Here is a 23494-nt window from a genome sequence, read left to right as displayed (position 1 = left end):
TAGAGAGAGATAAAGAAGAATGCTATGATTCAAGATAATTTTTTTCCACTTTTCCCTCATCAACATCTTTTAGCTATTAAAGATCTGAGTGTACAAGATCTTAATACATTGCTTGATCGTGCAGAAGCAAATGTTATCCTTTCTAACAAAATTGATAAAATAAAATCTACTTTGCATGGACGGACTCAAATTAATCTCTTTTTTGAAGCCTCTACGCGAACACAATCTTCTTTTGAATTAGCGGGTAAAAGGCTAGGTGCACATGTGATGAGTCTTGCGATCGGCAACTCATCTGTAAAAAAGGGAGAAACATTACTTGATACAGCTACAACTCTCAATGCAATGAAGCCAGATATACTGGTTTTTCGCCATAACAGTGCAGGAGCGGCAGCTTTATTAGCGCAAAAAGTTGATTGTTGTGTTATTAATGCAGGTGATGGTGCTCATGAACATCCAACCCAAGCTTTATTAGATGCTCTAACCATTAAAAGGGCAAAAGGTCGTATTGAAGGATTAACTGTTGCGATTTGCGGAGATATCTTACACTCACGTGTTGCCCGTTCCAATATCTTGTGTCTTAATGCTTTGGGTGCTCGTGTTCGTGCTGTTGCTCCCTCAACACTCTTACCCGCAGAAATCGCTCATATGAGTGTTGAGGTTTTTAACACGATGAAAGAAGGTCTTAAAAATGCTGACGTTATCATGATGTTGCGCTTACAGCATGAACGGATGACAGGCTCTTTTATTCCCTCTACGCGTGAATATTTCCATTATTTTGGCTTACATAAAGAAAATTTAGCCTATGCCAAAAATGATTCTATTATTCTGCATCCTGGCCCATTAAACCGTGGTGTAGAGATTGCATCCGACATAGCAGATGGACCACAAAGTATGATTCATACACAAGTAGAAATGGGAATTGCAGTGCGTATGGCTGTCATGGAGGCTTTATTAGATTCACGCGCAAAGATCAGTGGAGAAAAAAAATGATAAAACCAATTGTTTTTCAAAATGCTCGTATTATTGATCCTTCGCGCACAATCGATGAAATTGGTACAGTTATTGTTGAAAATGGACGAATTATAGCCGCTGGAAAAGAAGCTCTGAATCAGGGATTCCCTGAAGAAGCAGAAGTTATTAACGCACAAAACAAAGCAATTCTCCCTGGACTCGTTGATGCGCGCGTTTTTGTTGGAGAATTAGGGAATGAGCATTGTGAAACAATTGCATCAGCAAGTCAAGCGGCCGCAGCAGGTGGTATTACTTCCTTTCTTATGATGCCAAACACGCATCCAGTTATTGATAATATTGCTCTGATTAAATTTATTACGCATACAGCACAGGAAATCTCATTGGTCAATATTTATCCCGTTGCTTCAATCACACAAGGTTTCAACGGACAAGAAATAACCGAATTTGGTTTGCTCAAAGATGCAGGAGCCGTTGCTTTTAGTGAAGGCAAAAAAACACTTCAAAATTCATCTGTTATGCGGCGTGCAATGACTTATGCACGCGATTTTGATGTTCCATTGATGCATGAAACGCAAGATAAAGATCTTACAGGGCAAGGTGTGATGAATGAAGGACTGCTTGCCAGTTGGCTTGGTCTTTCTGGCATCCCTCGCGAAGCAGAAGTTATTCCACTTGAAAGAGATCTGCGATTAGCAGTATTAACGCAAACACGCTATCATGCCGCTCAAATATCGACAGCACTCTCTGCTGATGCACTTCGTTTAGGTAAAAAACGCAGTGAGAAAATTTCAGCGGGTGTATCTATTAATCATTTATCTTTCAATGAAAATGACATTGGTGAATATCGCACCTCTTTTCGCTTAATGCCCCCATTGCGTACAGAAGAAGACCGTATAGCAATGATTGAAGCAATAAAGGATGGGACTGTAGATGTTATTGTCTCTTCTCATGATCCTCAGAGTATCGACAAAAAACATTTACCATTTAATGACGCGGCAGTTGGCGCTATTGGTATGGAGACCTTATTGAGCGCAGCCTTACGCCTTTATCATGATGATAGCCTATCTCTTCTACGGATAACGGAACTTTTGTCAACGGCGCCTGCAAAGCTCTTTGGACTCAATGCAGGAACACTCAAAAAAGGTGCTCATGCAGACTTTATTGTGGTTGATCTTGAAGAACCATGGGTTGTTTCGAAAGAGAAGCTCTATTCACGTTCAAAAAATACCCCTTTTGATAATGCACGTTTTCAAGGACGTGTGCTCCAGACCTTTGTGAAAGGGAAATCCGTTTTTAAACTTGATCAACAAACTTAATGAGATTCTTAATGAATGAAGCAGAAATATTTTTTCAGTCCACTCCATGGTTTATTTTCCTCATATCTTATCTCATTGGCTCGATTCCATTTGGTCTTCTTTTTACGAGATTGTTCAAAATTGGTGATATAAGAACAATCGGTTCCGGCAATATTGGAGCAACAAATGTTTTACGAACAGGAAATAAAAAGCTTGCTGCTCTAACACTTCTTTGTGATATGTTAAAAGGAACTATCGTTGTTTTGATTATAAAGTTTTTTAGTAATCCGCTAGACAATAGTATACTTGTTTCTCTAGCGGGTTTTTTTACTTTCTTAGGACATCTTTTCCCCGTATGGCTTAAATTTAAAGGTGGCAAAGGTGTTGCTACCTATCTAGGGGTCTGTTTAGGAATCTATTGGCCCGCAGCAATTATTTTTATTATTGTATGGAGTGCGATTTTTCTTCTCATGCGTTATTCTTCATTATCTGCGCTTATTGCTGTTACGATCACACCGATATTTGTTTTTTATTTTTCCGCTTCTTATTTCTATTGTATGCTGATTGTGATGAGCGTATTTGTGTTTATAAAACATTCTGCAAATATCAGTAGATTATTAATTGGGGAAGAAAGTAAGATTGGTACGCAACACGGAGATAAATAAAGGAATCCTGCTTACTGATCGTCAACGTCTAAGTTGGTTACGGTTATTGCGCAGTGAAAATATTGGAGCTGTTAGTTTTCGCAATCTCATTGATCATTATAAAACAGCAGAAAATGCTCTGGCAGCGCTGCCAGAGCTTAGTAGAAAAGGTGGTGGTTCTGTATCTATAAAAATAGCAAGCTTAGAAGATGCAGAAAAAGAAATGCAAGAAGCTGAAAGATTAGATATTCGGTTCATCGGTGTGGGCGAACCAGACTATCCAGCTTTTCTTAAGGTTACAGAAGCCCCTCCGCCGCTTATTGCTATCAAAGGTAATATTTCAATTTTTCAAAAAACTTCTATTGGAATTATAGGTTCTCGAAATGCTTCAGCTGCTGGGAAAAAGCTTACGGCTCAATTTGCGCGTTTTCTCGGAGAAGCAGACTTTGTAACAATTTCTGGGCTCGCTCGTGGAATTGATAGCGTTGCGCATCAAGCAAGTTTAAAAACAGGAACTGTTGCAGTCATGGCTGGAGGAATTGATCATATCTATCCTCCTGAAAATAAAAAGTTGCACGAAGATATTATCGCCAACGGTGGAGCCATCATCAGCGAAATGCCCATTTCTTGGAAGCCGCGTGCTATCGATTTTCCAAGAAGAAACCGTATTATTGCAGCTCTATCACTTGGTCTCTTGGTTGTAGAGGCAGCCCTGCGCTCAGGGTCCTTAATTACCGCACGTCAAGCAGCTGAAATGGGACGGTTAATTTTTGCCATTCCCGGTTCTCCACTTGATCCAAGATCTGTTGGTACAAACAATCTTATCAAAGACGGTGCTCTACTCACCACACATCCTTCTGACATTATAGAAACACTTACGCCATTAATTTCACCGCTTCCAAATTCGCAACTCAATTTTTTTGAGGAACCATCCTCTTTACAACTTGAAAAGGAGAATTTTAATTTAGCAGATGAAAAAAACAGCGGTCTCTCTTCAGCAGATGACAATGCAGCACGTGCAGCAGTTCTCTCCGCTCTTTCAACAACGCCAATCGATTTAGACACACTTAGTATCCACTCAGGTGTTTCACTCCCAGCTCTCTACCTCTTGTTGGTAGAACTCGACCTTGCTGGAAAGCTTATTCGACACTCTGGTGGTTGTGTGTCATTGTCGAATCTTGATCTTCCCCAAGAGCCTCAGCACTATTAATAATGCTTTGCCCTTCTTTGGCAACCATATCCAAAAGCAATGCTAAAAGCGGACTATGCGCCTGACGCGCCATCTGATTCATTTGCTTTGACATGTCTGTAATATATTGGATAACTTTTAAATGATTTATAAACATAATCCTCTATCCTTGAGCATTTCCCCTCCTACCTCTCAATAGACGTCTTAGTATTTCGCCGTATGTTTTTGTAATAACAGTGGAAAATAAATCGTGTAATTCTATATAGGGTGTATTCTAATAATGACAATCATAAGTTGTACAATATTCATGTTTTTTATATGGCTAATATTTTTTTATGTGCTCTTAAGCAATTGGCATTAGCTATTCGCGTAAAAGGCGTTTATAAAAAAATTTTTATTTCAATATTTGGGTAAAATTATGAATATCGTTATCGTTGAATCTCCAGCAAAAGCAAAAACAATTAATAAATATCTTGGATCTCAATACAAAGTTGTCGCATCATTTGGACATGTTCGTGATTTGCCTGCAAAAGATGGTTCTGTTTTACCGGATCAAGATTTTTCTATGAAATGGGATATAGATTCTGCTGCCGCTAAACGTTTAAATGAAATAGCAAAAGCCGTTAAAGAAGCCGATAGCCTTATATTAGCAACAGACCCTGATCGTGAAGGGGAAGCTATTTCATGGCATATTCTGGATGTTCTCCGTCAAAAAAAAGTTTTAAAAGATAAACCTATTAAAAGAGTTGTCTTCAATGCCATCACCAAAAAGTCTGTGCTTGATGCTATGAACAATCCACGTGATATTGATACATCACTTGTAGATGCTTATCTTGCACGTCGCGCTCTTGATTATCTCGTTGGTTTTACACTTTCACCTGTTTTATGGCGGAAACTTCCTGGTGCCCGTTCAGCAGGACGCGTTCAATCGGTTGCTTTGCGTATTATTTGTGATCGTGAATCAGAAATAGAACATTTTATCAAAGAAGATTATTGGTCCATTACAACACAGTTAAAAACCATCCGAAATGATAGTTTCCAAGCAAGATTGACAATGTTTAATCAAAGAAAAATAGGCAAGCTTGATATTCAATCTCAAGAACAAGCAGACCAAATTCGCCTTATGTTGGAGCAAGCCCAATATCATACACTCAGTGTTGAAGCAAAACCTACAAAGAGAAATCCTTTTCCTCCATTTACAACCTCCACACTGCAACAAGCAGCTTCTTCAAAATTAGGATTTTCAGCTTCTCGCACTATGCAAATTGCCCAAAAGCTTTATGAAGGCATTGAAATTAATGGTGAAACGGCAGGGCTTATTACTTATATGCGTACCGATGGTGTGCAAATAGCACCAGAAGCTATTGATTCAGCACGAAAAGTTATTCATGAAACTTTCGGTAAAGACTATATTCCTGAAAAACCACGTTTTTATTCAACAAAGGCAAAAAATGCACAGGAAGCACACGAAGCGATCCGTCCAACAGATTTTCAACGCAATCCTAGTCAAGTCCGTAATTTTCTCGATAGCGATCAAGCAAAGCTCTATGAGCTGATATGGAAGCGTGCTATTGCCAGCCAAATGCGTTCTGCTGACATTGAACGTACAACCGTTGAAATTGAAGCACAGCAAGGAGAAAATCGTGCAAATCTACGAGCAACAGGATCTGTTATTCGCTTTGATGGCTTTATTTCCGTCTACACGGATCAACGAGACGAAGAAAATAATGAAGAAAATGAAACAACACGTTTACCACAAATAAACACTGGTGAAGCACTTACAAAAGAAAAAGTTGAATCCGTACAACATACCACAGAGCCCCCTTCTCGTTATTCTGAAGCTTCATTAATTAAAAAGCTTGAGGAGTTAGGAATTGGTCGTCCTTCGACTTATGCCTCCACATTGGCGACATTGTGTGACCGTGGATATATTGTCATTGATAAACGAAAGCTTATTCCCGATGCTAAGGGACGTATTGTTACGGCCTTTCTTGAAAATTTCTTTAATCGCTATGTAGAATATGGTTTCACAGCAGATCTTGAAGAAAAGCTGGATCTTATATCTGACGGCAAACTTTCTTGGAAAGACGTCTTAAGGGATTTTTGGGATGGATTTAATGCATCTATTAGCAATATCCAAGAACTCCGTATAACCAATGTCCTTGATGTTTTAAATGTAACATTAGCACCTCTCGCCTTTCCTGAACGCGAAGATGGAAGTGATGTGCGTTCCTGTCCTCTTTGTAAAAATGGTCAATTATCATTAAAACTCGGTCGTTATGGTGCTTTTGTTGGCTGTTCCAATTATCCCGAATGTAAATACACACGCCAACTTGGTACAGATACTGGAGAAGATAATGAAGCTGTACGCAATGATGAACCTGTTATACTTGGTATTGACCCTGAAACAGGAAAAGATATCTCTCTTCGCAATGGCCGGTTTGGACCCTATATTCAACTTGGTGAAAGCAAAGAAGTTAAGCGTGCAGGACTACCAAAAGAGTGGCAGGCAGAAAATGTAACCCTTGATAAAGCCTTGGCTTTACTATCCCTTCCCCGTGAAATTGGCATTCATCCTGAAACTGGAAAAATAATCACGGCTACGATTGGACGATATGGTCCCTATCTTAGCCATAACGGAAAATCTGCGCGCCTTCTTCATGCAGATGAAGTTTTTGATATTGGTATCAATCGCGCTGTTACAGTATTGGCAGAACAACAAGAAAACAAAACCAAGCAAAGCAGAACAACACCTGAAGCATTGGCAACATTAGGAGAGCATCCAGAAGGAGGAACCATTACCGTGCGCAACGGGCGTTATGGTCCTTATGTCAATTGGGGTAAAATTAATGCAACATTGCCAAAAGATAAAGATCCCATTAGTGTAACACTTCCAGAGGCACTAGAACTTATATCGGTTAAAGCATCGAGTAAAAAAACAACTTCAAAAAGAGCTTCTTCTAAAACAAAAGCAAAAATAAAAGAGACATAAATTTTGGCTAAAGGTGAAAAAAACATAAAATATCTCTCTTCATTCAAGGGGAAAACTTTTCCCAATAAGGAAGCAATCCTTTCCTTTATAATTGAGAATCCTAACCACTCAAGTAAACGAGAAATCGCTAAAGCTTTTAACTTAAAAGGCGATTCTCGTATCTGGCTTAGAGATATGTTACGTGAGTTAAAGGATCAAAATCTCATATCTAAACACCACAAAAGAGCAATAAACAAAGGAAAATTACCCCCTGTTTCTTTAGTAAAAATTAGCGGACGTGATAAAGATGGAAGTTTTATTGCACAACCTCTTGAATGGGAAGATTCTCCAAAGCCCAATATTGAAATACACTCTTTTCATCACATAACAGGAAGTAATATTGGTGTTGGAGATCATATTCTTGTAAAAGTTTTTCGAAATAAAAATTCTGAAAGCTCAAGCCATCCTTATACGGGACGAATTATTCGTAAAATTGATGTATCTCCCAAAAGCGCATTTGCTATTGTACGAAAATTGGAAAATAATCAATGGCGCCTTGATCCTATAGACCGCAAAACCAATGAACTCATTGTTGAAATGTCTCCAGAAATGAAGATTCAAATTGGTGATCTCGTTGAAGTCGAAATAAAAAAAAATACTGGTTACGGATTAAAGAGCGCAAAAATAAAGAATGTTTTAGGGCACATTAAGAGTGAGAAAACACTCTCAATGATAGCGCTTCTTTCGAAAGGAATTCCTTATATTTTTCCTGAAAGTGTTCTTGAGCAAGCCAAACATATCAAAGCTGCCAATATGGATAATCGTGAAGATTGGCGACAATTACCCTTTATTACAATTGATCCACCAGATGCAAAAGACCATGATGATGCAGTTTATGCAACCAAGGATAAAGACCCAGCAAATAATGATGGTTGGATTATTATTGTGGCCATTGCAGATGTTTCTTACTATATCAAAACAGGAAGCGCTTTAGATAAAGAAGCATTGAAACGTGGAAATTCTGTTTATTTTCCCGATACCGTTGTGCCAATGTTACCTGAACGCCTTTCTCATGATTTATGTTCTCTTCGTGAAGGAAAAGAAAGACCAGCTTTAGCCGTTCGTATGATTTTTGATGCAAACGGTAATAAACGAAAACATAGTTTTCATCGTATTATGATTCGTGTAAGAGCCAAACTTTCTTATCAAGAAGTACAATTGGCAATTGAAGGTAATATAAATGAAAAAATAACCCCTCTTTTTGAGAGCATTTTGCACCCCTTATGGGAAGCCTATGCATGCCTTAAAGCTGCGAGAAATCGTCGCCAACCACTAGAATTAGAAATTGCAGAAAAAAAGATTATTCTTGATCAAAATGGATGCATAAAAGATGTTGTGAGTGAAACACAATTAGAAGCGCATCGTTTAATTGAAGAGTTTATGATACAAGCTAATATTGCAGCTTCTGAAACATTAAAACAACATCACCAGCCGCTCATTTATCGTATTCATGAAAAACCTTCTCTTGCTAAGCAAGAAATACTTCGGAGCTTTCTTCAAAGTTTGGGGATACCACTCTCCCGCGGAAGCGAACTTACCTCAGCGCGCCTTAATAGAATTTTAGAAAAGGTCGCTCATACTCAACAACAAGAACTAGTCAATCAAGTTATTTTGCGTTCACAATCACAAGCAGAGTACAACCCTAAAAATAGTGGCCATTTTGGTTTGAATTTGCAGAACTATACACATTTTACATCACCAATCCGTCGTTATGCTGATCTCATTATTCATCGAGCACTCATTAAAGCTCTCAAATTAGGAAATGATCAATTAACAGATACACAAGAACAAAATCTTGCAGAAATTGCTACGCAAGTTTCTTTATACGAACGCCGTGCAATGATGGCTGAAAGAGAAACGATTGATCGGCTTGTTGCTCACTATTTAACGAATAAAATCGGTCGTATTTTTACAGGCCGCATTTCCGGAGTTACAAAAGCAGGTCTTTTTATCTCACTTGATAAACTCAATACAGATGGTTTTGTCCATATTTCTACACTTAAAAATGATTATTATCATTTTGATGAAGCACAACATGTTCTTGTAGGACAGCGTAGCCATAAAGGCTATCAGCTCAGTGATGTTGTAGAAGTAAAACTTATAACGGTACAACCTTTTGCTGGCGCTTTATGCTTTGAACTGTTAACAAAACCTCGTCCAATAAAATTTTCACCGACATCCTACCATAAAAACAAATTAAAAAAACAAAAGTATACTTTTTATGGGAAAAGAAAAAATTAAGCTTCTTGCCCTCCATTGAATATAATATGAATAATAAATTCAATTTAAGAAATGACTTATATTATATAATATTTATATGTACAATCTTCTTTCTTTAGTATACAAGAGGATAAATTTTATTGTTAAGTCTATAATAACCATATAAAAATCTTGCAGTTTTTTATACTTAGAAAATGAGAGAAACTGCAAAGGATAGTTTTGGCTCCCTTTCATTTCAGCTCATCTTTTCATTGTTTAAATAAACAAGAGTACCTTAAGCCATTCTCATGAAAAAAAAACCTTTTGACTCTCAAAATAATTCTTTGCGTGCAATTATTGCCGCTATTGCAACTATTGGCACTGTTGGAACAGCATTGGCAATGGGAACACAACTTGTCTCTCTTCTTATGGCAGAGAAAGGACTTTCCAACAGTACAATCGGCTATAGTGGAACAGTTGGTGGAATCGCCACAATTATTGCAGCTATTTTTACGTCTCGAATTGCCTTATGCTTAGGAATCGCTCAAACAATATTGCTTATGATGGCGATAGGATCTTTAAGTTTTTTAGGATTCTATTTTTTTGATCCCATATGGATTTGGTTTATTTTAAAGTTTATATTACATTTCAGCATGACAGTTATGTTTATCCTATCAGAGTTTTGGATCAACAGTTATGCTCCCCCCAAAAAACGCGGTTTGATCCTTTCTATTTATGCTATTGTCTTAGGATTAGGGTTTATAATAGGTCTAACGCTGCTAGCAAAAGTGGGAACACAAGGATTTATTCCTTTTGCTGTTGGATATAGCCTTATTATACTTGCTACTATACCAATTCTTACCGCTTGGAAATTAAGTCCAGAATTTCAAAAAAATCAATATATGCCATTTTTTCGTTATCTTTTTCACGTTCCAAGTGCAATGATGGCGGTCCTTGTTTACGGGGCCATTCAAATGGGCGTATTAACTCTTATAATACCCTTTAGTTTGTCCATTGGTTATAATGAGAATGAAGCAGCACATTTTATGGCAACCCTTGCACTTGGGAATATTTTCCTCTTAATTCCTATCAGCATTATAAGCGACTACGCCAAAGATCGACGCTACCCGCTGATGAGTTGCGCTATTTTAGGTTTTATAGGAACTTTTATAGTACCATGGATTCTTCAATATCCATGGATTCTGATGCTTGATTTGTTTTTTCTGGGTGGTGTATCAGCGAGCCTTTATACAATTAGTCTTGCACATTTAGGAGCCCGTCTCAAGGGGCAAGAGCTTGCTGCTGCTAATTCTGCTTTTATTTTTTGTTATGGAATTGGTATGCTCATCGGACCGACCTTTATCGGAAAATCCATGGATATCTTTAAACCCTTTGGTTTTTCAATAGCCATGGCTGTTTTTTTCGGTTTATATGTCATTTTGGTGTTTGTCCAACTTATGAGAAAATTAATCAGCTCTTGACTTTTTTGAGAACATCCGTAGTGTTGCCGGAAAATCTGATGATGTCGGAAATAAGTTTTGACAGAAATAATATTTTTTCAGTATAAATAGGGTATTTACATTATGGCTAAAGCAGCAACCATTAAGATCAAGCTTTTATCAACTGCAGATACTGGTTTTTTCTATGTAACAAAGAAAAACAGCCGTACAATGACAGATAAAATGAGCAAGCGTAAATATGATCCAGTTGTAAAAAAGCACGTTGAATTTAAAGAAACAAAAATTAAATAAATAAAATTATTATTAAATTGATAGATTTTATACTCCAAAAGAAATGTTGGAGTATTGCTCTTCAAAGTTATTTTTTGAGGGGTGTTTTTTTATTTCCTTAAGTTTAAAAAGTTTACTTTAAACTTTGTATGTTTTGTACGGATTTGGATAAGTTGATTTATTATTTAAGTTGCTTACATATATTCTGTATGAGTATTTGATTATTGTGATATCTAATGAAAATTTTGTCATTAAAACGAAACACTGTTTCGTCATATGAATAAAGTTTCTCGGGTCAATTATAAACAATACTAAAATAGAGTTATAATAATGTTAGCAGTTTCTTTATTTCATGAAAAAATCTTTTTCTCATTTTAATCTAAGAAGCTTTAATCTAAAAGTTATCGGTTTCAGTATTTTTGTCGCTGCTAGCATTCTTATCATTATGTCAACTTATTTTAAGAAAACTCAGCTGTTGCCTCAAAAAGAAAAATTTTCTTCTCAAAACACTGTTGAAGGAAATGCATTAATCATTGATGGCGATACCATTATGATTTCTTCAATTAAGATTCGACTAGCTGGAATTGATGCTCCTGAACTCCACCAATTTTGTGGAAAAAAGGAAGCGCGCTACCCTTGTGGGCTTGAGGCAAAAAAATATTTAGAACAACTATTAAAAAATCAAACTGTTACATGTCACTGGAAAAAAACAGATAAATATCGCCGTATTCTTGCAACATGTAAAACAAAACAAGTTAGCAATATCAACGCAACACTTGTACATAATGGTTGGGCTGTAAATTATTATGAATATCCTAAAGAAGAGCAAGAAGCTAGAAAGAAAAAGAAAGGAATATGGGCATCAAGTTTTCAACGACCAAAAGAATGGCGCAAAGCAAATCCTCGCACAGAATAAGAAAAATATTTTTTAATTTTATTTACCAATGAAACAATGTAGCCAAATTATCAAACTTGAAAAAGAGATCTATTCCTGTCGTGTTTGCGTCCAACAACCCCATTATTTTCCTCCTCTTCCTCATGAACCAAACCCGGTCGTTTATTTATCCGATACCGCTTCGATTGCAATTGCAGGCCAAGCACCAGGGTTGCGTGTCCATGAAACTTCTATCCCTTTTAATGATCGTTCTGGCGAAAAATTGCGTAATTGGCTGGGTGTCACGAAAGAAGAATTTTATAATAGATCTCTTTTTGCTATTGTTCCTATGGGATTTTGTTTTCCAGGCTATGACAAAAATAAAGCTGATTTACCACCAAGACGTGAATGTCGAGAAATATGGCATGAAAAGATATTTCAAGCCATGCCTCAAATAAAGCTTGTTATTGCTATTGGCAGTTATGCGCAAAAGTGGCACATTACAGAATTAAAATATAAAACCGTTTCTGCAACTGTTGGTGATTGGAGAAATATTCTTTCCATTCCCCAACCTCGAGGCTATAATGTTATGCCTTTGCCTCATCCATCATGGCGAAATACTTCTTGGTTACAGAAAAATCCATGGTTTAATGATGAGCTTATTGTATATCTGCGTTGTTTAGTGCGTAAATTTTTATAAATTAAAATATTGAGAATAAATATGGACCGTCTTGACCGAAAAATTTTACATCTTTTGCAAGAAAATGCGACACTTTCTGTTGCTGATATTGCTAAAAAAGTGGGACTTTCGACCACTCCTTGCTGGCGTAGAATTCAAAAACTTGAAGAAGATGGCGTCATTCAGCGTCGTGTTGCTGTTCTTTCTCCTGAAAAAGTAAACGCACACGTCACTGTTTTTGTGTCTATTCGCACAAACACACATAGTCATGAATGGTTTAAGCGTTTTTCAAAAATTGTGCAAGAATTCCGTGAAGTCATTGAATTTTATCGAATGAGTGGAGATATTGACTATTTATTGCGTGTTGTTGTGCCCAACATTGAAGCTTATGATCTTTTTTATAAAAAATTAATTTCTAAAATTGATATCCGTGATGTCTCATCTTCTTTCGCAATGGAACAGATTAAATATACAACGGAACTTCCACTTAATTATATTAAATTACACGACAAGACGCATGAACAAAACTCTTAAGATTTTTATATCCGTCTCATGATCTTTTAGGCATTCAAACTTTCTTGTTGAAAAACGACCGTTTGTGCATGTGTTAAAACAGCAGCTTTGACAATACCAGCTGCCATAGCTGCTCCTGCCCCTTCACCAAGACGCATCCCCAAATCTAGAAGTGGTTCTTTGCCAATTTTTTTTAAAAGTTTACGATGAGCTGTCTCAGAAGAAACATGTCCAACAAGGGTATGATCAAGAGCTTTTGGATGCATTTTATAAAGGACCGCTGCAGCTGCTGTTGCCACAAAACCATCTAAAATAACAGGTATTTTTTCTATTCTTGCTGCTAAAATAGCACCAACCATAGCAGCAATTTCACGTCCTCCTAAGCGACGCATTATCTCAAAAGGATCATTAAAATAATCCTTATGCAAAGAAATGGCTGTTTTAACCGCTGCAATTTTACGCTGATAAAAATCACCTTCTGATTCCATAGCATTTTCTGTCCATTCTTCCACTTCCCCTCCAAACAATGCTAAGCATAAAGCTGAAGCTATTGCTGTGTTTCCAATTCCCATTTCTCCAATACATAAAAGATCTGTTCCACCCGCAATGGATTCCATTCCAAATGCCATTGTAGCAGCCGCACTCCGCTCATCCATTGCGGCATCCTTCGTAATATTCATTGTTGGATATTCCAATGCTAAATCAAATATTTTTAATCCAAGATCATAAGCAATACAAATTTGATTGATAGCAGCTCCACCAGAGGCAAAATTTTCTACCATTTTTTGTGTCATAGATTGTGGAAATGGTGTAATATTCTCCTCTACAATACCATGATTTCCAGAAAAAATAGCGACCAAAGGTCTCGTTACGATAGGTTTTTCTGTACCCCTCCACCCCGCATACCAAACAGCAATATCTCCTAGTTTTCCTAATGTTCCTTGCTCTTTTGTTAAGTCTTTTTGCCGTTTTTTTGCCAAAATTATAGAAAACTCATCAGCAACAGGTAAATTTGTAAGCAAAGCACGAAAATCATCAAATGGACTAGCGGTCATAAGGATACCTTTTAAAATCTACAATGTTTATGAAAATCCCGTCATATATACAGGATATGAATAATTTATTGTTTTTTTAACAGTGCTTTAAAAATGTTAAATACTATGAAAGCAATAATTTCTACATTCTATTTTCAACCCTAATAACAAACGTGTAAGATTCAAAATGTTATTAATATCTTATGATTACCTTTACAGTGATACCCTTAACCTATTTTTTATTTAATAGGCATAATCAGCATGCCGTTTAATATATACTAATATATACATTCCAACAATTCTTATGCATAATAAAAGTTATAAACTTTCAAAAACTTATAAAATTGAAGAGATCAAAATTATCGCAAAGACATCCAAACGCAAAGGATCTCAACTTTAATATATGTTAATTATTAGGCTATTATTAAATGAGAGCATAAAAAGCTTCTTTTAAAATACATATATCTGCATTTGGTTTTGTCGCATCATTTGATAATATTTGCCTCCATCGACGTGCCCCACCCCGCCCATGAAATAAACCAATCATGTGACGTGTCACATGAGAAAGCCGCCCCCCCGATGCAATATGTCGAGCTGCATAATCACACATAACCTCAATAAGATCACTCTCACTCAGATTATTTTGCGTCTCACCATAGAGTTCAAAATCAATATGTTTTAACAAAGCTGGATTATGATAAACTTGGCGACCAACCATGACAGCATCACAGAAAGTTAAGTGTTCTTTGATCTCATCAATCGATTTAATTCCACCATTTATCCCAATGAATTTATGAGGATATTTACGTTTTAATTTGTAAACTCTTTCATAATTAAGGGGCGGAATATTACGGTTTTCTTTCGGACTCAATCCTTGCAGCCATGCCTTGCGTGCATGTATCCAGAGCGCATCACATCCAGCATTCCAAACCTGATTAGCCAAAAGATCTAACGCTAACTCTTCATCTTGTTCGTCCACTCCAATCCGACATTTGACAGTTACAGGTATAGTAACCTCTCGTTTCATCGCTTCCACGGCATTTGCCACAATGTCTGGATGTAACATCAAACAAGCCCCAAAGACACCTGCTTGAACACGATTTGATGGGCACCCGACATTAAGATTTATTTCGTTGTAGCCAAAATCCTCAGCAATTCGTGCAGCTTCTGCTAACTTTTTCGGATCAGCCCCCCCTAGTTGTAATGCAACTGGACATTCTTTATCGCTAAAAGCCAACAATTGTTCGCGAACACCATGAATGACAGCATCTGCTACCATCATTTCCGTATAAAGGAGAGCTTTTTTCGTTAAAAGACGATAAAAAAACCTGCAATGTCGGTCTGTCCAGTCCAACATTGGTGCTACTGCAAATTTTATAGTCGATGGAAGGTTGTAAAATATCATGAGGGTATTACTCTCATGTCCCTATAGCTCTCTCTTTATACATAGAAAAATACTTATTTTAGTTTACAGAAAATTTTATTCTCTTATACTATCATGAGTATAATAACAGTTCATTATTTTCAATTGATATCAAGGTTTACTACAATCAATCATGATAAAACACAATTTTGCATTTCTCATAGATTAGTGTTCAGGTATATAAACATGAAAAAAGAAGATTTTCACCATAATATAAAAAACTCATTTACAAGTTCTTCTTACGCTCATCAAGCCTCCATCCTTACATGATTTAGCACAGCATTTAAGATAATAAATGCTAAACTAACACATTATACAATTTTTTATAATAGATTTAATTTTCTTTAGATTTTTTTTAACTTATTGTGCAAATAAATGCTACAGAAAGTATCTTTATCTTCTCCTAAAGAAAGAATAAAAATCCTTATTTCACATGAATCTAATTATAAATCATTTTTTTTCAATGAGTTATTCTTGGTAACATTCTTGAATTTCACTTTATAAGATAGACAAATTTCATCCTAAATATTCTATCTAATTTTGCCATTTTATGATTCTTGCAAAAAAACTAAAATCAGGGTATAGACAGCCATTGCCTTTTTAATATCTATGACTGATATCAGTATCTCTTTAAGGAAAATATTTTACAATATTGCAGATAAAATCTGTAAAATGAAATGATCATAAAAGTTGTTCAATCTCTTGTTGGCTTTGCATATAGGAAGAAAGAGTACCAACCTCTTGTTCATTAAATAGGAGACCCAGTTTTGAACGACGCCATAACACATCTTCACATACTTTAGCCCATTCTTTTTCCATCAACCATTTTACTTCTACTTCATAAAGCCCATGTCCAAAATTTTTTCCTTTATTTGCCTTACCATGTGCAAAGATCACCAATGCTTCCGTACCGTAGGAGCGTGCAAGCCTGCGATGTGTAAAAGCATCTAAATCTGGCATCAAAAGAGCAATCCTATTTTCGATTGTATCTAATTTGTTATAGGGAAAATCACCCCCAGGAAGCACTGCCTTAGCCGTCCATGATGCTCCCTTTTTACCAAGCTCTTTTTCAACAAATTTCATCGCATCTTCAGCCAACTTACGATAAGTTGTAATCTTTCCACCATAAAGATTAAGAATCTTTGGTGTTGTTCCTGTTCCCATTTCTTTTAAAACATAATCGCGCGTAATTTCTTGTGCTTTTGAAGCTCCATCATCATAGAGTGGACGAACTCCAGAGTAAGACCAGACAATCGTTTCAGGCAACACTGGTTGTATGAAATATTCACTGGCTGCTGCACAAATATAATCAATTTCTGTCTCAGTAATATGAACGTCAGCCGGATCTCCTTGATAATTACAATCTGTTGTTCCAAGCAAGGTAAACTCTTCTTGATACGGAATAGCAAATATAATACGCCCATCACCATTTTGAAAAATATAAGCACGATCATGAGTATAAAGCTTGGGAACCAAAATATGAGAACCTCTAACAAGCCGTACTGGTGGATGTTCTTTACAATCTAATATGCTTGCCAAAACATGATCAATCCAAGGTCCTGTCATATTCGCGACATAAGAAGCTGTGACACTATATTCTTTGCTACTTAACTTGTCTTGAAGAAAGATACGCCATTTATTGTCTTCTTTTTTTAAAGAGAGAACTTCTGTTCGTACTTTTATATCAGCTCCCCTCTTTTCTGCATCACGCGCATTGCCAATAACTAAACGCGCATCATCTACTCTTGCATCAGAATATTCAAAACCTCTCTGATATTCTTTCTTCAGTGTAGAGCAAAATTTTTGTGAAAAATTAATCGTTTTACTGCGCCACAATTTCTGATTCCAATTCCCTAAATAATCATAAATAAAAAGTCCAAAACGCAACATCCAAGCAGGGCGCAATTCTTTATGATAAGGAAGGAGAAAACGCAAAGGACGCACAATATGTGGAGCCATGCGTAAAATGATCTCGCGTTCTTTCAATGCTTCACGAACAAGTTTGAACTCATAGTGTTCAAGATAACGAAGCCCACCATGAATAAGCTTTGTTGACGCACTTGAGGTCCCAGATGCAAGATCGTTCATTTCAGCCAATCCCACTTTAAAACCGCGTCCTGCTGCATCTCTTGCCAATCCACACCCGTTTATCCCTCCCCCAATGATAAACAGCTCATAATGTGTTGTGGTTTTCATAATTTCACTTTTCATTATTTAATTTTTTTCTCAGTACTCAATAAAGCAACAGGAAAAAATAATACAAGTGTTCTTCATTGTATTATCAACGTACTTTTTCCTAAAATAAACACGCACAAAAAGCTTTTGATACCCTTATACATCAAAACAACATTTGACAAATTAAAGAGATTTTTTTTATCTTTTACAAAACATAATCCTTGCCAAACCAAGGTTCATCATATGAAATCTTTTTAGAGAAAAATTGATGTTTTTTCTCATTCTTAAAGATACACTATAGCTAAATGCTTTATTGCACATAGAGAGCGCTTTTCCTATAGTTCACTCAATGACATCCTAGAAAATGTGAAGGTATACAGATGAATTATCACTCTCAAAACTCGAAAATAACACTTCTTTCAAAAATTTTAGTCCCAGTTATGTCGAGTATTTTAATATTTTTACCTTCTTTATCAAACGCAACATCACACTCAAAAACAGCAAATAATTTAAGCTTAGAAAAGCTTAAAACACAACTTTTGGAAGATTCTAGCTTTCTATCTAAGCTTAAAGAAAAAATGATACCACATACTGATTCTCATCATATTCAACAAATTGTCAGAGAGTACCTCCTTACTCATCCAGAAATTATGATTGAAATGCAGCTTATTCTTCAAGATAAGCTGGAAAAACAGAATGAATACGAAAACCAAAAACAAACTTCTGTCATTCATTTGTTAGAAAAAGAAATTTTTCATTCTCCTCATGACGCTGTTTTGGGAAACCCAAATGGTAAAAGAGTGCTTGTCAATTTTTTTGATTACAACTGTGGATATTGTAAAATTTCCTATTCAAATATAGAAGACTTGATAAAAGAATACCCAGATTTAAAGGTTATTATCAAGGATTTACCAATTTTAAGCTCTGATTCTATGGCAGCCCATACTGTTGCCTACGCATTTCGAAAACAATTTCCAGAGAAATATCCTCAGTTTCACAAAACGCTTTTAATGTATCAGGGTCGTGCAAATGAAGCTAAAGCTATTAAAGTAGCTGTTTCATTAGGAGCAGATGAAAAAAAACTACGTAATGCAATAAAAGATCCCACTCTGCAAAACGCTTTTAAAGAAAATATTCAAATTGCCTCTACACTTCATATTACGGGAACACCTTCTTACATCATTGGTAATAAAATATTCATTGGCGCAGCCAAACAAGATATTCTAAAACAAGCGATAGACAATACACAGTGAATTCCTGATCCATTTTAGAAAGAATACTGTAAATGAGGTAATTTTATGCTTTCTCTTTTTTGACAACAGGCTTATAAGTGCAATTTTGCGTAAAGCAGATACGAGTTTTAAATTGCAAAGTATAATAATTTAAAGGAAATAAAAATCTTTAAAGCCTCAAAAGATGTCATCCCTAATCTAGAGATATTCGGTCATAAAATGAGATAATGACGATCTTCATTGATCAAGGAGTTAGAAATAAAATGACAACAAAAAAAATGGATTCGGCAAAAACCGCAATTGATACGAAAATTATTCGTGATCTTGCTGAAATTTTGAATGATACAAATTTAACGAACATTGAAGTTGAACAAGGGGAGCTTCGTATTTGTGTCTCACGCCAAAATACCTTAATTTCTTCTGAGCAAGCAATCTATGCTCCTGTTTCTACTCCTACTTTTTCTGTAACATCTTCTCCAGTTCCAACAGTTGAATCTCCTATACAATCTATCCAAGAAGATAAATCAAAAAACACAATAACCTCTCCCATGGTTGGAACAGCTTATCTTGCACCTTCACCAGGCGCGCAACCTTTTGTAGAAGTAGGACAAAATGTTTCTGAAGGGGAGACATTACTTATTATTGAAGCCATGAAAACAATGAATCAAATTTCATCACCACGCTCAGGCACAGTAACCACTGTTCTTGTCAAAGATGGTCAACCTGTTGAATTTGGTGAACCACTTATTATTGTTGAATAAAGCGAGGGGCAACCATGATTCGAAAAATCCTCATTGCTAATCGGGGAGAAATTGCTCTTCGCGTTTTACGTGCATGTAAAGAACTTGGCATAAAAACCGTGGCTGTTCACTCTACCGCTGATGCAGATGCAATGCATGTTCGTCTTGCTGACGAAAGTGTTTGTATTGGACCTCCTCCCGCTCGCGATTCTTATTTGAGTATTCAGCAAATTATTGCTGCTTGTGAAATTACAGGAGCTGATGCTGTTCATCCAGGTTATGGCTTTCTTTCTGAAAATGCAAAATTTGCGGATGTTCTAGAAGCCCATGATATTACATTCATCGGTCCAACAGCTACTCATATCCGAATCATGGGCGATAAAATCGAAGCAAAGAAAACCGCCCAAAAACTTGGTATTCCTGTAGTTCCCGGTTCAGATGGGGCCGTCACTGAAGAATCAGATGCTTTACGCACGGCTCGTGAAATTGGTTATCCAGTTATTATCAAAGCTTCTGCCGGTGGTGGTGGACGTGGTATGAAGGTTGTTCATTCTGAACAAGAATTTTCTATAGCTCTCAAAACAACACGTTCAGAAGCGAAAGCTGCTTTTGGTGATGACGCTGTTTACATAGAAAAATATTTAGAAAAACCCCGTCATATTGAAATTCAAGTCATAGGTGATGGTGCGGGAAATGCTATTCATTTAGGAGAACGCGATTGTTCACTTCAACGACGGCATCAAAAAGTATGGGAAGAAGCTACATCACCTGCACTTAATGAAACAGAACGGAAAAAAATTGGAAGTATTGTTGCAAATGCCTGTGCCAAACTTGGATATCGTGGAGCTGGTACTATTGAATTTCTTTATGAAAATGGCGAATTTTATTTTATTGAAATGAATACACGTTTACAAGTAGAACATCCTGTAACTGAAGCAATTACAGGTATAGATTTAGTCCATGAACAAATCCATATTGCATCAGGCTGTAAGCTTTCAGTGACACAAGATGAAGTCTGTTTTTCTGGTCATGCCATTGAATGCCGTATTAATGCAGAAGATCCTATTAACTTTACGCCATCACCTGGAACCATTACACATTTTCATACACCTGGAGGTTTAGGGATTCGTGTTGATTCAGGCGCTTATTCAGGTTATCGTATCCCTCCTTACTATGATAGCATGATTGGAAAGCTGATTGTTCATGGACGTACCCGTTTAGAATGTATGATGCGTTTACGGCGTGCTTTAGATGAATTTGTCGTCGATGGGATAAAAACTACACTACCTCTTTTTCGCGATCTTATTAATAATCAAGATGTTGCTGATGGTAATTATAATATTCACTGGCTTGAAAAATACCTTTCTCATCAATCAAAGTCTTCAGATTCGTAATTTGATAGCAAAATAGTGCATTCTTATAAAAGATTCTATAAGATATCAACATAAGGATAGTGCCAACCTTGCTGTAAAAAGTAGTAAAAGAGGAAATAAGTTAGTTATTTTTATTTATTATATAGTTTTCACTTAATATGCACAAAATTTGATAATTTTCTGTTTTCCTTTTTGTGAGTTTGTGCTAATCCCTACATGGTTACGCCCTTATAGCTCAGTTGGTAGAGCACCTGATTTGTAATCAGGGGGTCGGGAGTTCGAGTCTCTCTGGGGGCACCATTTTATATCTTTAATATATTGAAATATATAGATTTTTTCTTTAAATAGCCATTTTCAGACCACCTTTTAGACCACCTTCTACAGTTTATATAATTTTACCTAATTTGTTCTTATTTGCTCCTTATTTTTCTTTGGAGTGAAGTCTAAGATCTCTTTTTTTCTCCATCTCACTGCTCTCCCTAGCTTATATGGCTCCGGAAACAACCCCTGAAGCACCCAATTGCGAATCGTTGTTGTGGATACACTAAAAAGCTGTGCACACTCACGTGTCGTTACATATCTATCTCCATCATCAAATATCATCTCATTACCTTTCTCTTTTTTATGTTAATTAAATGGGCGGGGGTGCTGGGAGGAGAGAGCACCCCCATAGGTTTAAGCAGCTTTTGTCAAAATCTTTTGCATCTCTTGTTCTATTTCCCCTAAAAATATTTCGACAGCTTTATTAATCTCTTCAATGTGTTCCTCATCGCGGAGGATGCGTTTGATTTTCATTCTCAAACCAGTAGATTTGCCTACAAAGTTTGAATTATAGCTCATGAAATCACACCACTTTCGTCCAGTGCATGCCATTTGGAATTGCATTTGTGCGTGATATTCTGGTTTGATTTCGTCATACATAAAAAAACGCAAATGCGTGGTTGATTGTGGACATTTGACTTCGATTAAACCGTCCTCTCCAATCAACCCATCAGGACTAGCCCCCGCCATTTCCATTTTTGGGTGGGGGATAAACCCACATCTTGTGACATTGGTGTCATAAATGAATTCATATTCTCTCAAGGCATTCTCTTCATGTTTAATGCCCCATTGCATAGCAGGTGTTGTATAAGATTGGCTTATTTCCCCTATTAAGCGTTCTGTCATGAGTTTCGTTTTGTAATCTTCATATTTGCTTGTAGGCAAACCTTTAGCTGTCTTACTGAGTACGTTGTAAACATTAGATGCGGTGACTTTTCCTAAGCGCGCTTGAAACCATTCTGCTGTTCTTTGTTCCATCTCACACCGCCGTTTGTTGCTCTTGTGGTGGTAAGGATTGTTGTGCTTTATTCATTTGTGAACGTTGCTTTTTTTTCAAAGAAAACAAAGCGATTTGTGCGTGTTTATAAGACATATCTGTTAGATTTTTTGCTCCTACGAAAGAGATAAGCTTACTTTCTTCAGATTGTATTTTTTTAATTAATTCTTTGATTTCATTCATTTGTTCAGGAGATATACCTGCAAGAAGCGTGTTGCCATCTGTATCGTCTTCTTTTCTTGCAACATTAAGAAGCATGCCTAAGAGATATCTACGTGCGTAGGTGAGAGTAGAACCACCCGCTTGTATGTTATTTTTGCTCCCTGTAGCATCAAAAGGAAATGTTCCTTCTGTTGATATTTCATTGCCCGATATATGCTTTAAAGTCATTTCTACAGTTATGTCATTTGAACTCTGGTCTTTGATACGAGAAAACAAGGCAAAGTGATGTGTTGCAAGAGGTCCTTTGATAGCATCAATATATTTATCAAGCGTGGTACAGAGGCTTTTAGTATGTGTATTAATGGCGTTTTGTTCGATATTTTTGTATTCCATTTGCATAGCCGAAAGATCACGGACAAAGTTTTGGCGCTCTTGTCGTTTTATCTCTTGTTCTCGCAATTCAAGAAGACGCTTGAGACGATCCATATCGACATCATTTTCTAAAGCTCTTTCTAAAAGAAGCTCCATAGCTGTAGGTTTGATTTCACAATCGTTCGTTGTTTCCACTAATTCCGTTTGTGTGGTACTTAGTTCACTCATCTTGATTTCCTCCTATTTGAGCGCAATTCTCCTGTGGCGTGAATCACGCATGTTTTAAAAAGTTGTTTGTGTGGTTAGAAACGGCTTATAGAGACACTATAAGATTAGTAGTCGGTATTTTTTCATCTGGTTTGTTCTCTAGTTGAGGTGAGGTCAATATTATCAACATACCCATAAGCACCTGCATCATTGGCAATGTATATAGCATCGCAGTTACCAAAAACACGTACATCGCCGTAAACTTCTATATATCCATAAAAATGTATACCCTCGTAAACTTCTGCATTACCAAAAACTTGAACATTATCAGA

The 23494-nt window shown here is 36.6% G+C and carries 21 protein-coding genes, 1 tRNA gene and 1 pseudogene; 15 read left to right on the top strand and 8 right to left on the bottom strand.

Annotated features, from left to right (window positions below):
* Positions 1-24: 24 nt before the first annotated feature.
* The 4 genes from ACFIJZ_RS04050 to dprA are packed head-to-tail and all read left to right on the top strand — an operon-like array spanning position 25 to position 4121.
* Positions 25-990 (top strand): aspartate carbamoyltransferase catalytic subunit, encoded by a 966-nt coding sequence (locus ACFIJZ_RS04050; RefSeq protein WP_375631119.1) that lies wholly within the window; start codon positions 25-27, stop codon positions 988-990.
* Positions 987-2288 carry a dihydroorotase gene (locus ACFIJZ_RS04045; RefSeq protein ID WP_375631118.1) on the top strand — a complete coding sequence of 434 codons (1302 nt, stop codon included), beginning with the start codon at positions 987-989 and terminating at the stop codon, positions 2286-2288. Before ACFIJZ_RS04050 ends, ACFIJZ_RS04045 begins: the two co-directional genes overlap by 4 nt.
* 11 nt (positions 2289-2299) lie before the next feature.
* Complete coding sequence (gene plsY, locus ACFIJZ_RS04040; RefSeq protein ID WP_273791019.1) at positions 2300-2932, top strand: glycerol-3-phosphate 1-O-acyltransferase PlsY; 633 nt, start codon at positions 2300-2302, stop codon at positions 2930-2932.
* Positions 2889-4121 (top strand): DNA-processing protein DprA, encoded by a 1233-nt coding sequence (gene dprA / locus ACFIJZ_RS04035; protein ID WP_375631117.1) that lies wholly within the window; start codon positions 2889-2891, stop codon positions 4119-4121. The genes plsY and dprA overlap by 44 nt, the downstream gene beginning before the upstream one ends.
* On the opposite strand, the gene ACFIJZ_RS04030 is transcribed toward dprA, so the two are convergent.
* Positions 4051-4257: a hypothetical protein gene (locus ACFIJZ_RS04030; RefSeq protein ID WP_005773510.1), complete on the bottom strand. Its 207-nt coding sequence runs from the start codon at positions 4255-4257 to the stop codon at positions 4051-4053. The genes dprA and ACFIJZ_RS04030 overlap by 71 nt on opposite strands.
* 261 nt (positions 4258-4518) lie before the next feature.
* On the opposite strand from ACFIJZ_RS04030, the gene topA reads away from it, so the two are divergent.
* The 7 genes from topA (at position 4519) to ACFIJZ_RS03995 (ending at position 13147) form a co-directional block, all read left to right on the top strand.
* Positions 4519-7092: a type I DNA topoisomerase gene (topA, locus tag ACFIJZ_RS04025; RefSeq protein ID WP_375631116.1), complete on the top strand. Its 2574-nt coding sequence runs from the start codon at positions 4519-4521 to the stop codon at positions 7090-7092.
* A gap of 3 nt (positions 7093-7095) precedes the next feature.
* Positions 7096-9372, top strand: a complete 2277-nt coding sequence (gene rnr, locus ACFIJZ_RS04020; RefSeq protein ID WP_375631115.1) for a ribonuclease R — start codon at positions 7096-7098, stop codon at positions 9370-9372.
* 266 nt (positions 9373-9638) lie between these two features.
* Positions 9639-10811 carry an MFS transporter gene (locus ACFIJZ_RS04015; protein ID WP_273791015.1) on the top strand — a complete coding sequence of 391 codons (1173 nt, stop codon included), beginning with the start codon at positions 9639-9641 and terminating at the stop codon, positions 10809-10811.
* 102 nt (positions 10812-10913) lie between these two features.
* Positions 10914-11081 (top strand): 50S ribosomal protein L33, encoded by a 168-nt coding sequence (gene rpmG / locus ACFIJZ_RS04010; RefSeq protein WP_004864083.1) that lies wholly within the window; start codon positions 10914-10916, stop codon positions 11079-11081.
* A gap of 331 nt (positions 11082-11412) precedes the next feature.
* A complete protein-coding gene (locus tag ACFIJZ_RS04005) occupies positions 11413-11976 on the top strand; it encodes a thermonuclease family protein (protein ID WP_375631114.1) in 564 nt (187 codons plus the stop codon).
* Between the two features lie 28 nt (positions 11977-12004).
* The gene (locus tag ACFIJZ_RS04000; RefSeq protein WP_375631113.1) at positions 12005-12634 is read left to right on the top strand and encodes a uracil-DNA glycosylase family protein; all 630 of its coding nucleotides are present in this window, start codon (positions 12005-12007) and stop codon (positions 12632-12634) included.
* A gap of 21 nt (positions 12635-12655) precedes the next feature.
* Positions 12656-13147, top strand: coding sequence for an Lrp/AsnC family transcriptional regulator (locus ACFIJZ_RS03995; protein ID WP_015856433.1), 492 nt, complete (start codon positions 12656-12658; stop codon positions 13145-13147).
* A gap of 26 nt (positions 13148-13173) precedes the next feature.
* Here ACFIJZ_RS03995 and cobT read toward each other — a convergent pair whose 3' ends face one another.
* The 3 genes from cobT to glpD all read right to left on the bottom strand — a co-directional run bounded on the left by cobT (position 13174) and on the right by glpD (position 17794).
* Positions 13174-14181, bottom strand: coding sequence for a nicotinate-nucleotide--dimethylbenzimidazole phosphoribosyltransferase (gene cobT, locus ACFIJZ_RS03990; protein WP_375631112.1), 1008 nt, complete (start codon positions 14179-14181; stop codon positions 13174-13176).
* Between the two features lie 403 nt (positions 14182-14584).
* Entirely contained in the window at positions 14585-15565 is a 981-nt protein-coding gene (gene dusA / locus ACFIJZ_RS03985) for a tRNA dihydrouridine(20/20a) synthase DusA (protein WP_375631111.1), read from the bottom strand.
* 699 nt (positions 15566-16264) lie between these two features.
* Positions 16265-17794, bottom strand: coding sequence for a glycerol-3-phosphate dehydrogenase (gene glpD, locus ACFIJZ_RS03980; protein WP_375631110.1), 1530 nt, complete (start codon positions 17792-17794; stop codon positions 16265-16267).
* A 344-nt stretch (positions 17795-18138) separates the two neighbouring features.
* Between glpD and ACFIJZ_RS03975 the strand changes: the two genes are divergently transcribed.
* The 4 genes from ACFIJZ_RS03975 to ACFIJZ_RS03960 all read left to right on the top strand — a co-directional run bounded on the left by ACFIJZ_RS03975 (position 18139) and on the right by ACFIJZ_RS03960 (position 21403).
* Positions 18139-19011, top strand: a complete 873-nt coding sequence (locus ACFIJZ_RS03975; RefSeq protein ID WP_273791009.1) for a DsbA family protein — start codon at positions 18139-18141, stop codon at positions 19009-19011.
* 242 nt (positions 19012-19253) lie between these two features.
* Positions 19254-19751 carry an acetyl-CoA carboxylase biotin carboxyl carrier protein gene (gene accB / locus ACFIJZ_RS03970; RefSeq protein ID WP_375631109.1) on the top strand — a complete coding sequence of 166 codons (498 nt, stop codon included), beginning with the start codon at positions 19254-19256 and terminating at the stop codon, positions 19749-19751.
* Positions 19752-19765: 14 nt separating this feature from the next.
* Positions 19766-21124 (top strand): acetyl-CoA carboxylase biotin carboxylase subunit, encoded by a 1359-nt coding sequence (accC, locus tag ACFIJZ_RS03965; protein WP_273791007.1) that lies wholly within the window; start codon positions 19766-19768, stop codon positions 21122-21124.
* Positions 21125-21327: 203 nt separating this feature from the next.
* Positions 21328-21403 (top strand) — tRNA-Thr (locus tag ACFIJZ_RS03960).
* Between the two features lie 99 nt (positions 21404-21502).
* Here ACFIJZ_RS03960 and ACFIJZ_RS03955 read toward each other — a convergent pair.
* From ACFIJZ_RS03955 to ACFIJZ_RS03940, 4 genes and pseudogenes are all read right to left on the bottom strand, one after another.
* Entirely contained in the window at positions 21503-21706 is a 204-nt protein-coding gene (locus ACFIJZ_RS03955) for an AlpA family transcriptional regulator (protein WP_273790351.1), read from the bottom strand.
* 72 nt (positions 21707-21778) lie between these two features.
* On the bottom strand, positions 21779-22402 hold the full coding sequence (locus tag ACFIJZ_RS03950; protein ID WP_375631108.1) for a lambda exonuclease family protein: 624 nt from the start codon (positions 22400-22402) through the stop codon (positions 21779-21781).
* Between the two features lies 1 nt (position 22403).
* Positions 22404-23183: an ERF family protein gene (locus tag ACFIJZ_RS03945; RefSeq protein WP_375631107.1), complete on the bottom strand. Its 780-nt coding sequence runs from the start codon at positions 23181-23183 to the stop codon at positions 22404-22406.
* A 122-nt stretch (positions 23184-23305) separates the two neighbouring features.
* A pseudogene (locus ACFIJZ_RS03940) lies at positions 23306-23494 on the bottom strand (hypothetical protein); the annotation flags it as partial.

This window comes from Bartonella sp. CL70QHWL (assembly GCF_042194855.1).
Classification (GTDB): Bacteria; Pseudomonadota; Alphaproteobacteria; order Rhizobiales; family Rhizobiaceae; genus Bartonella.
Note: the sequence above shows the minus strand (reverse complement) of the source record. Positions and strands in the feature narration are given on the sequence as shown.

Bases quoted from the DNA above. Each gene is read 5' to 3' on its own strand.
- ACFIJZ_RS04050 (WP_375631119.1), top strand. From the start codon at position 25: ATGATTCAAGATAATTTTTTTCCACTTTTCCCTCATCAACATCTTTTA.
- ACFIJZ_RS04045 (WP_375631118.1), top strand. From the start codon at position 987: ATGATAAAACCAATTGTTTTTCAAAATGCTCGTATTATTGATCCTTCG.
- plsY (WP_273791019.1), top strand. From the start codon at position 2,300: ATGAATGAAGCAGAAATATTTTTTCAGTCCACTCCATGGTTTATTTTC.
- ACFIJZ_RS04030 (WP_005773510.1), bottom strand. From the start codon at position 4,257: ATGTTTATAAATCATTTAAAAGTTATCCAATATATTACAGACATGTCA.
- topA (WP_375631116.1), top strand. From the start codon at position 4,519: ATGAATATCGTTATCGTTGAATCTCCAGCAAAAGCAAAAACAATTAAT.
- ACFIJZ_RS04015 (WP_273791015.1), top strand. From the start codon at position 9,639: ATGAAAAAAAAACCTTTTGACTCTCAAAATAATTCTTTGCGTGCAATT.
- rpmG (WP_004864083.1), top strand. From the start codon at position 10,914: ATGGCTAAAGCAGCAACCATTAAGATCAAGCTTTTATCAACTGCAGAT.
- ACFIJZ_RS04005 (WP_375631114.1), top strand. From the start codon at position 11,413: ATGAAAAAATCTTTTTCTCATTTTAATCTAAGAAGCTTTAATCTAAAA.
- ACFIJZ_RS04000 (WP_375631113.1), top strand. From the start codon at position 12,005: ATGAAACAATGTAGCCAAATTATCAAACTTGAAAAAGAGATCTATTCC.
- ACFIJZ_RS03995 (WP_015856433.1), top strand. From the start codon at position 12,656: ATGGACCGTCTTGACCGAAAAATTTTACATCTTTTGCAAGAAAATGCG.
- cobT (WP_375631112.1), bottom strand. From the start codon at position 14,181: ATGACCGCTAGTCCATTTGATGATTTTCGTGCTTTGCTTACAAATTTA.
- dusA (WP_375631111.1), bottom strand. From the start codon at position 15,565: ATGATATTTTACAACCTTCCATCGACTATAAAATTTGCAGTAGCACCA.
- glpD (WP_375631110.1), bottom strand. From the start codon at position 17,794: ATGAAAAGTGAAATTATGAAAACCACAACACATTATGAGCTGTTTATC.
- ACFIJZ_RS03975 (WP_273791009.1), top strand. From the start codon at position 18,139: ATGAATTATCACTCTCAAAACTCGAAAATAACACTTCTTTCAAAAATT.
- accB (WP_375631109.1), top strand. From the start codon at position 19,254: ATGACAACAAAAAAAATGGATTCGGCAAAAACCGCAATTGATACGAAA.
- accC (WP_273791007.1), top strand. From the start codon at position 19,766: ATGATTCGAAAAATCCTCATTGCTAATCGGGGAGAAATTGCTCTTCGC.
- ACFIJZ_RS03955 (WP_273790351.1), bottom strand. From the start codon at position 21,706: ATGATATTTGATGATGGAGATAGATATGTAACGACACGTGAGTGTGCA.
- ACFIJZ_RS03950 (WP_375631108.1), bottom strand. From the start codon at position 22,402: ATGGAACAAAGAACAGCAGAATGGTTTCAAGCGCGCTTAGGAAAAGTC.
- ACFIJZ_RS03945 (WP_375631107.1), bottom strand. From the start codon at position 23,183: ATGAGTGAACTAAGTACCACACAAACGGAATTAGTGGAAACAACGAAC.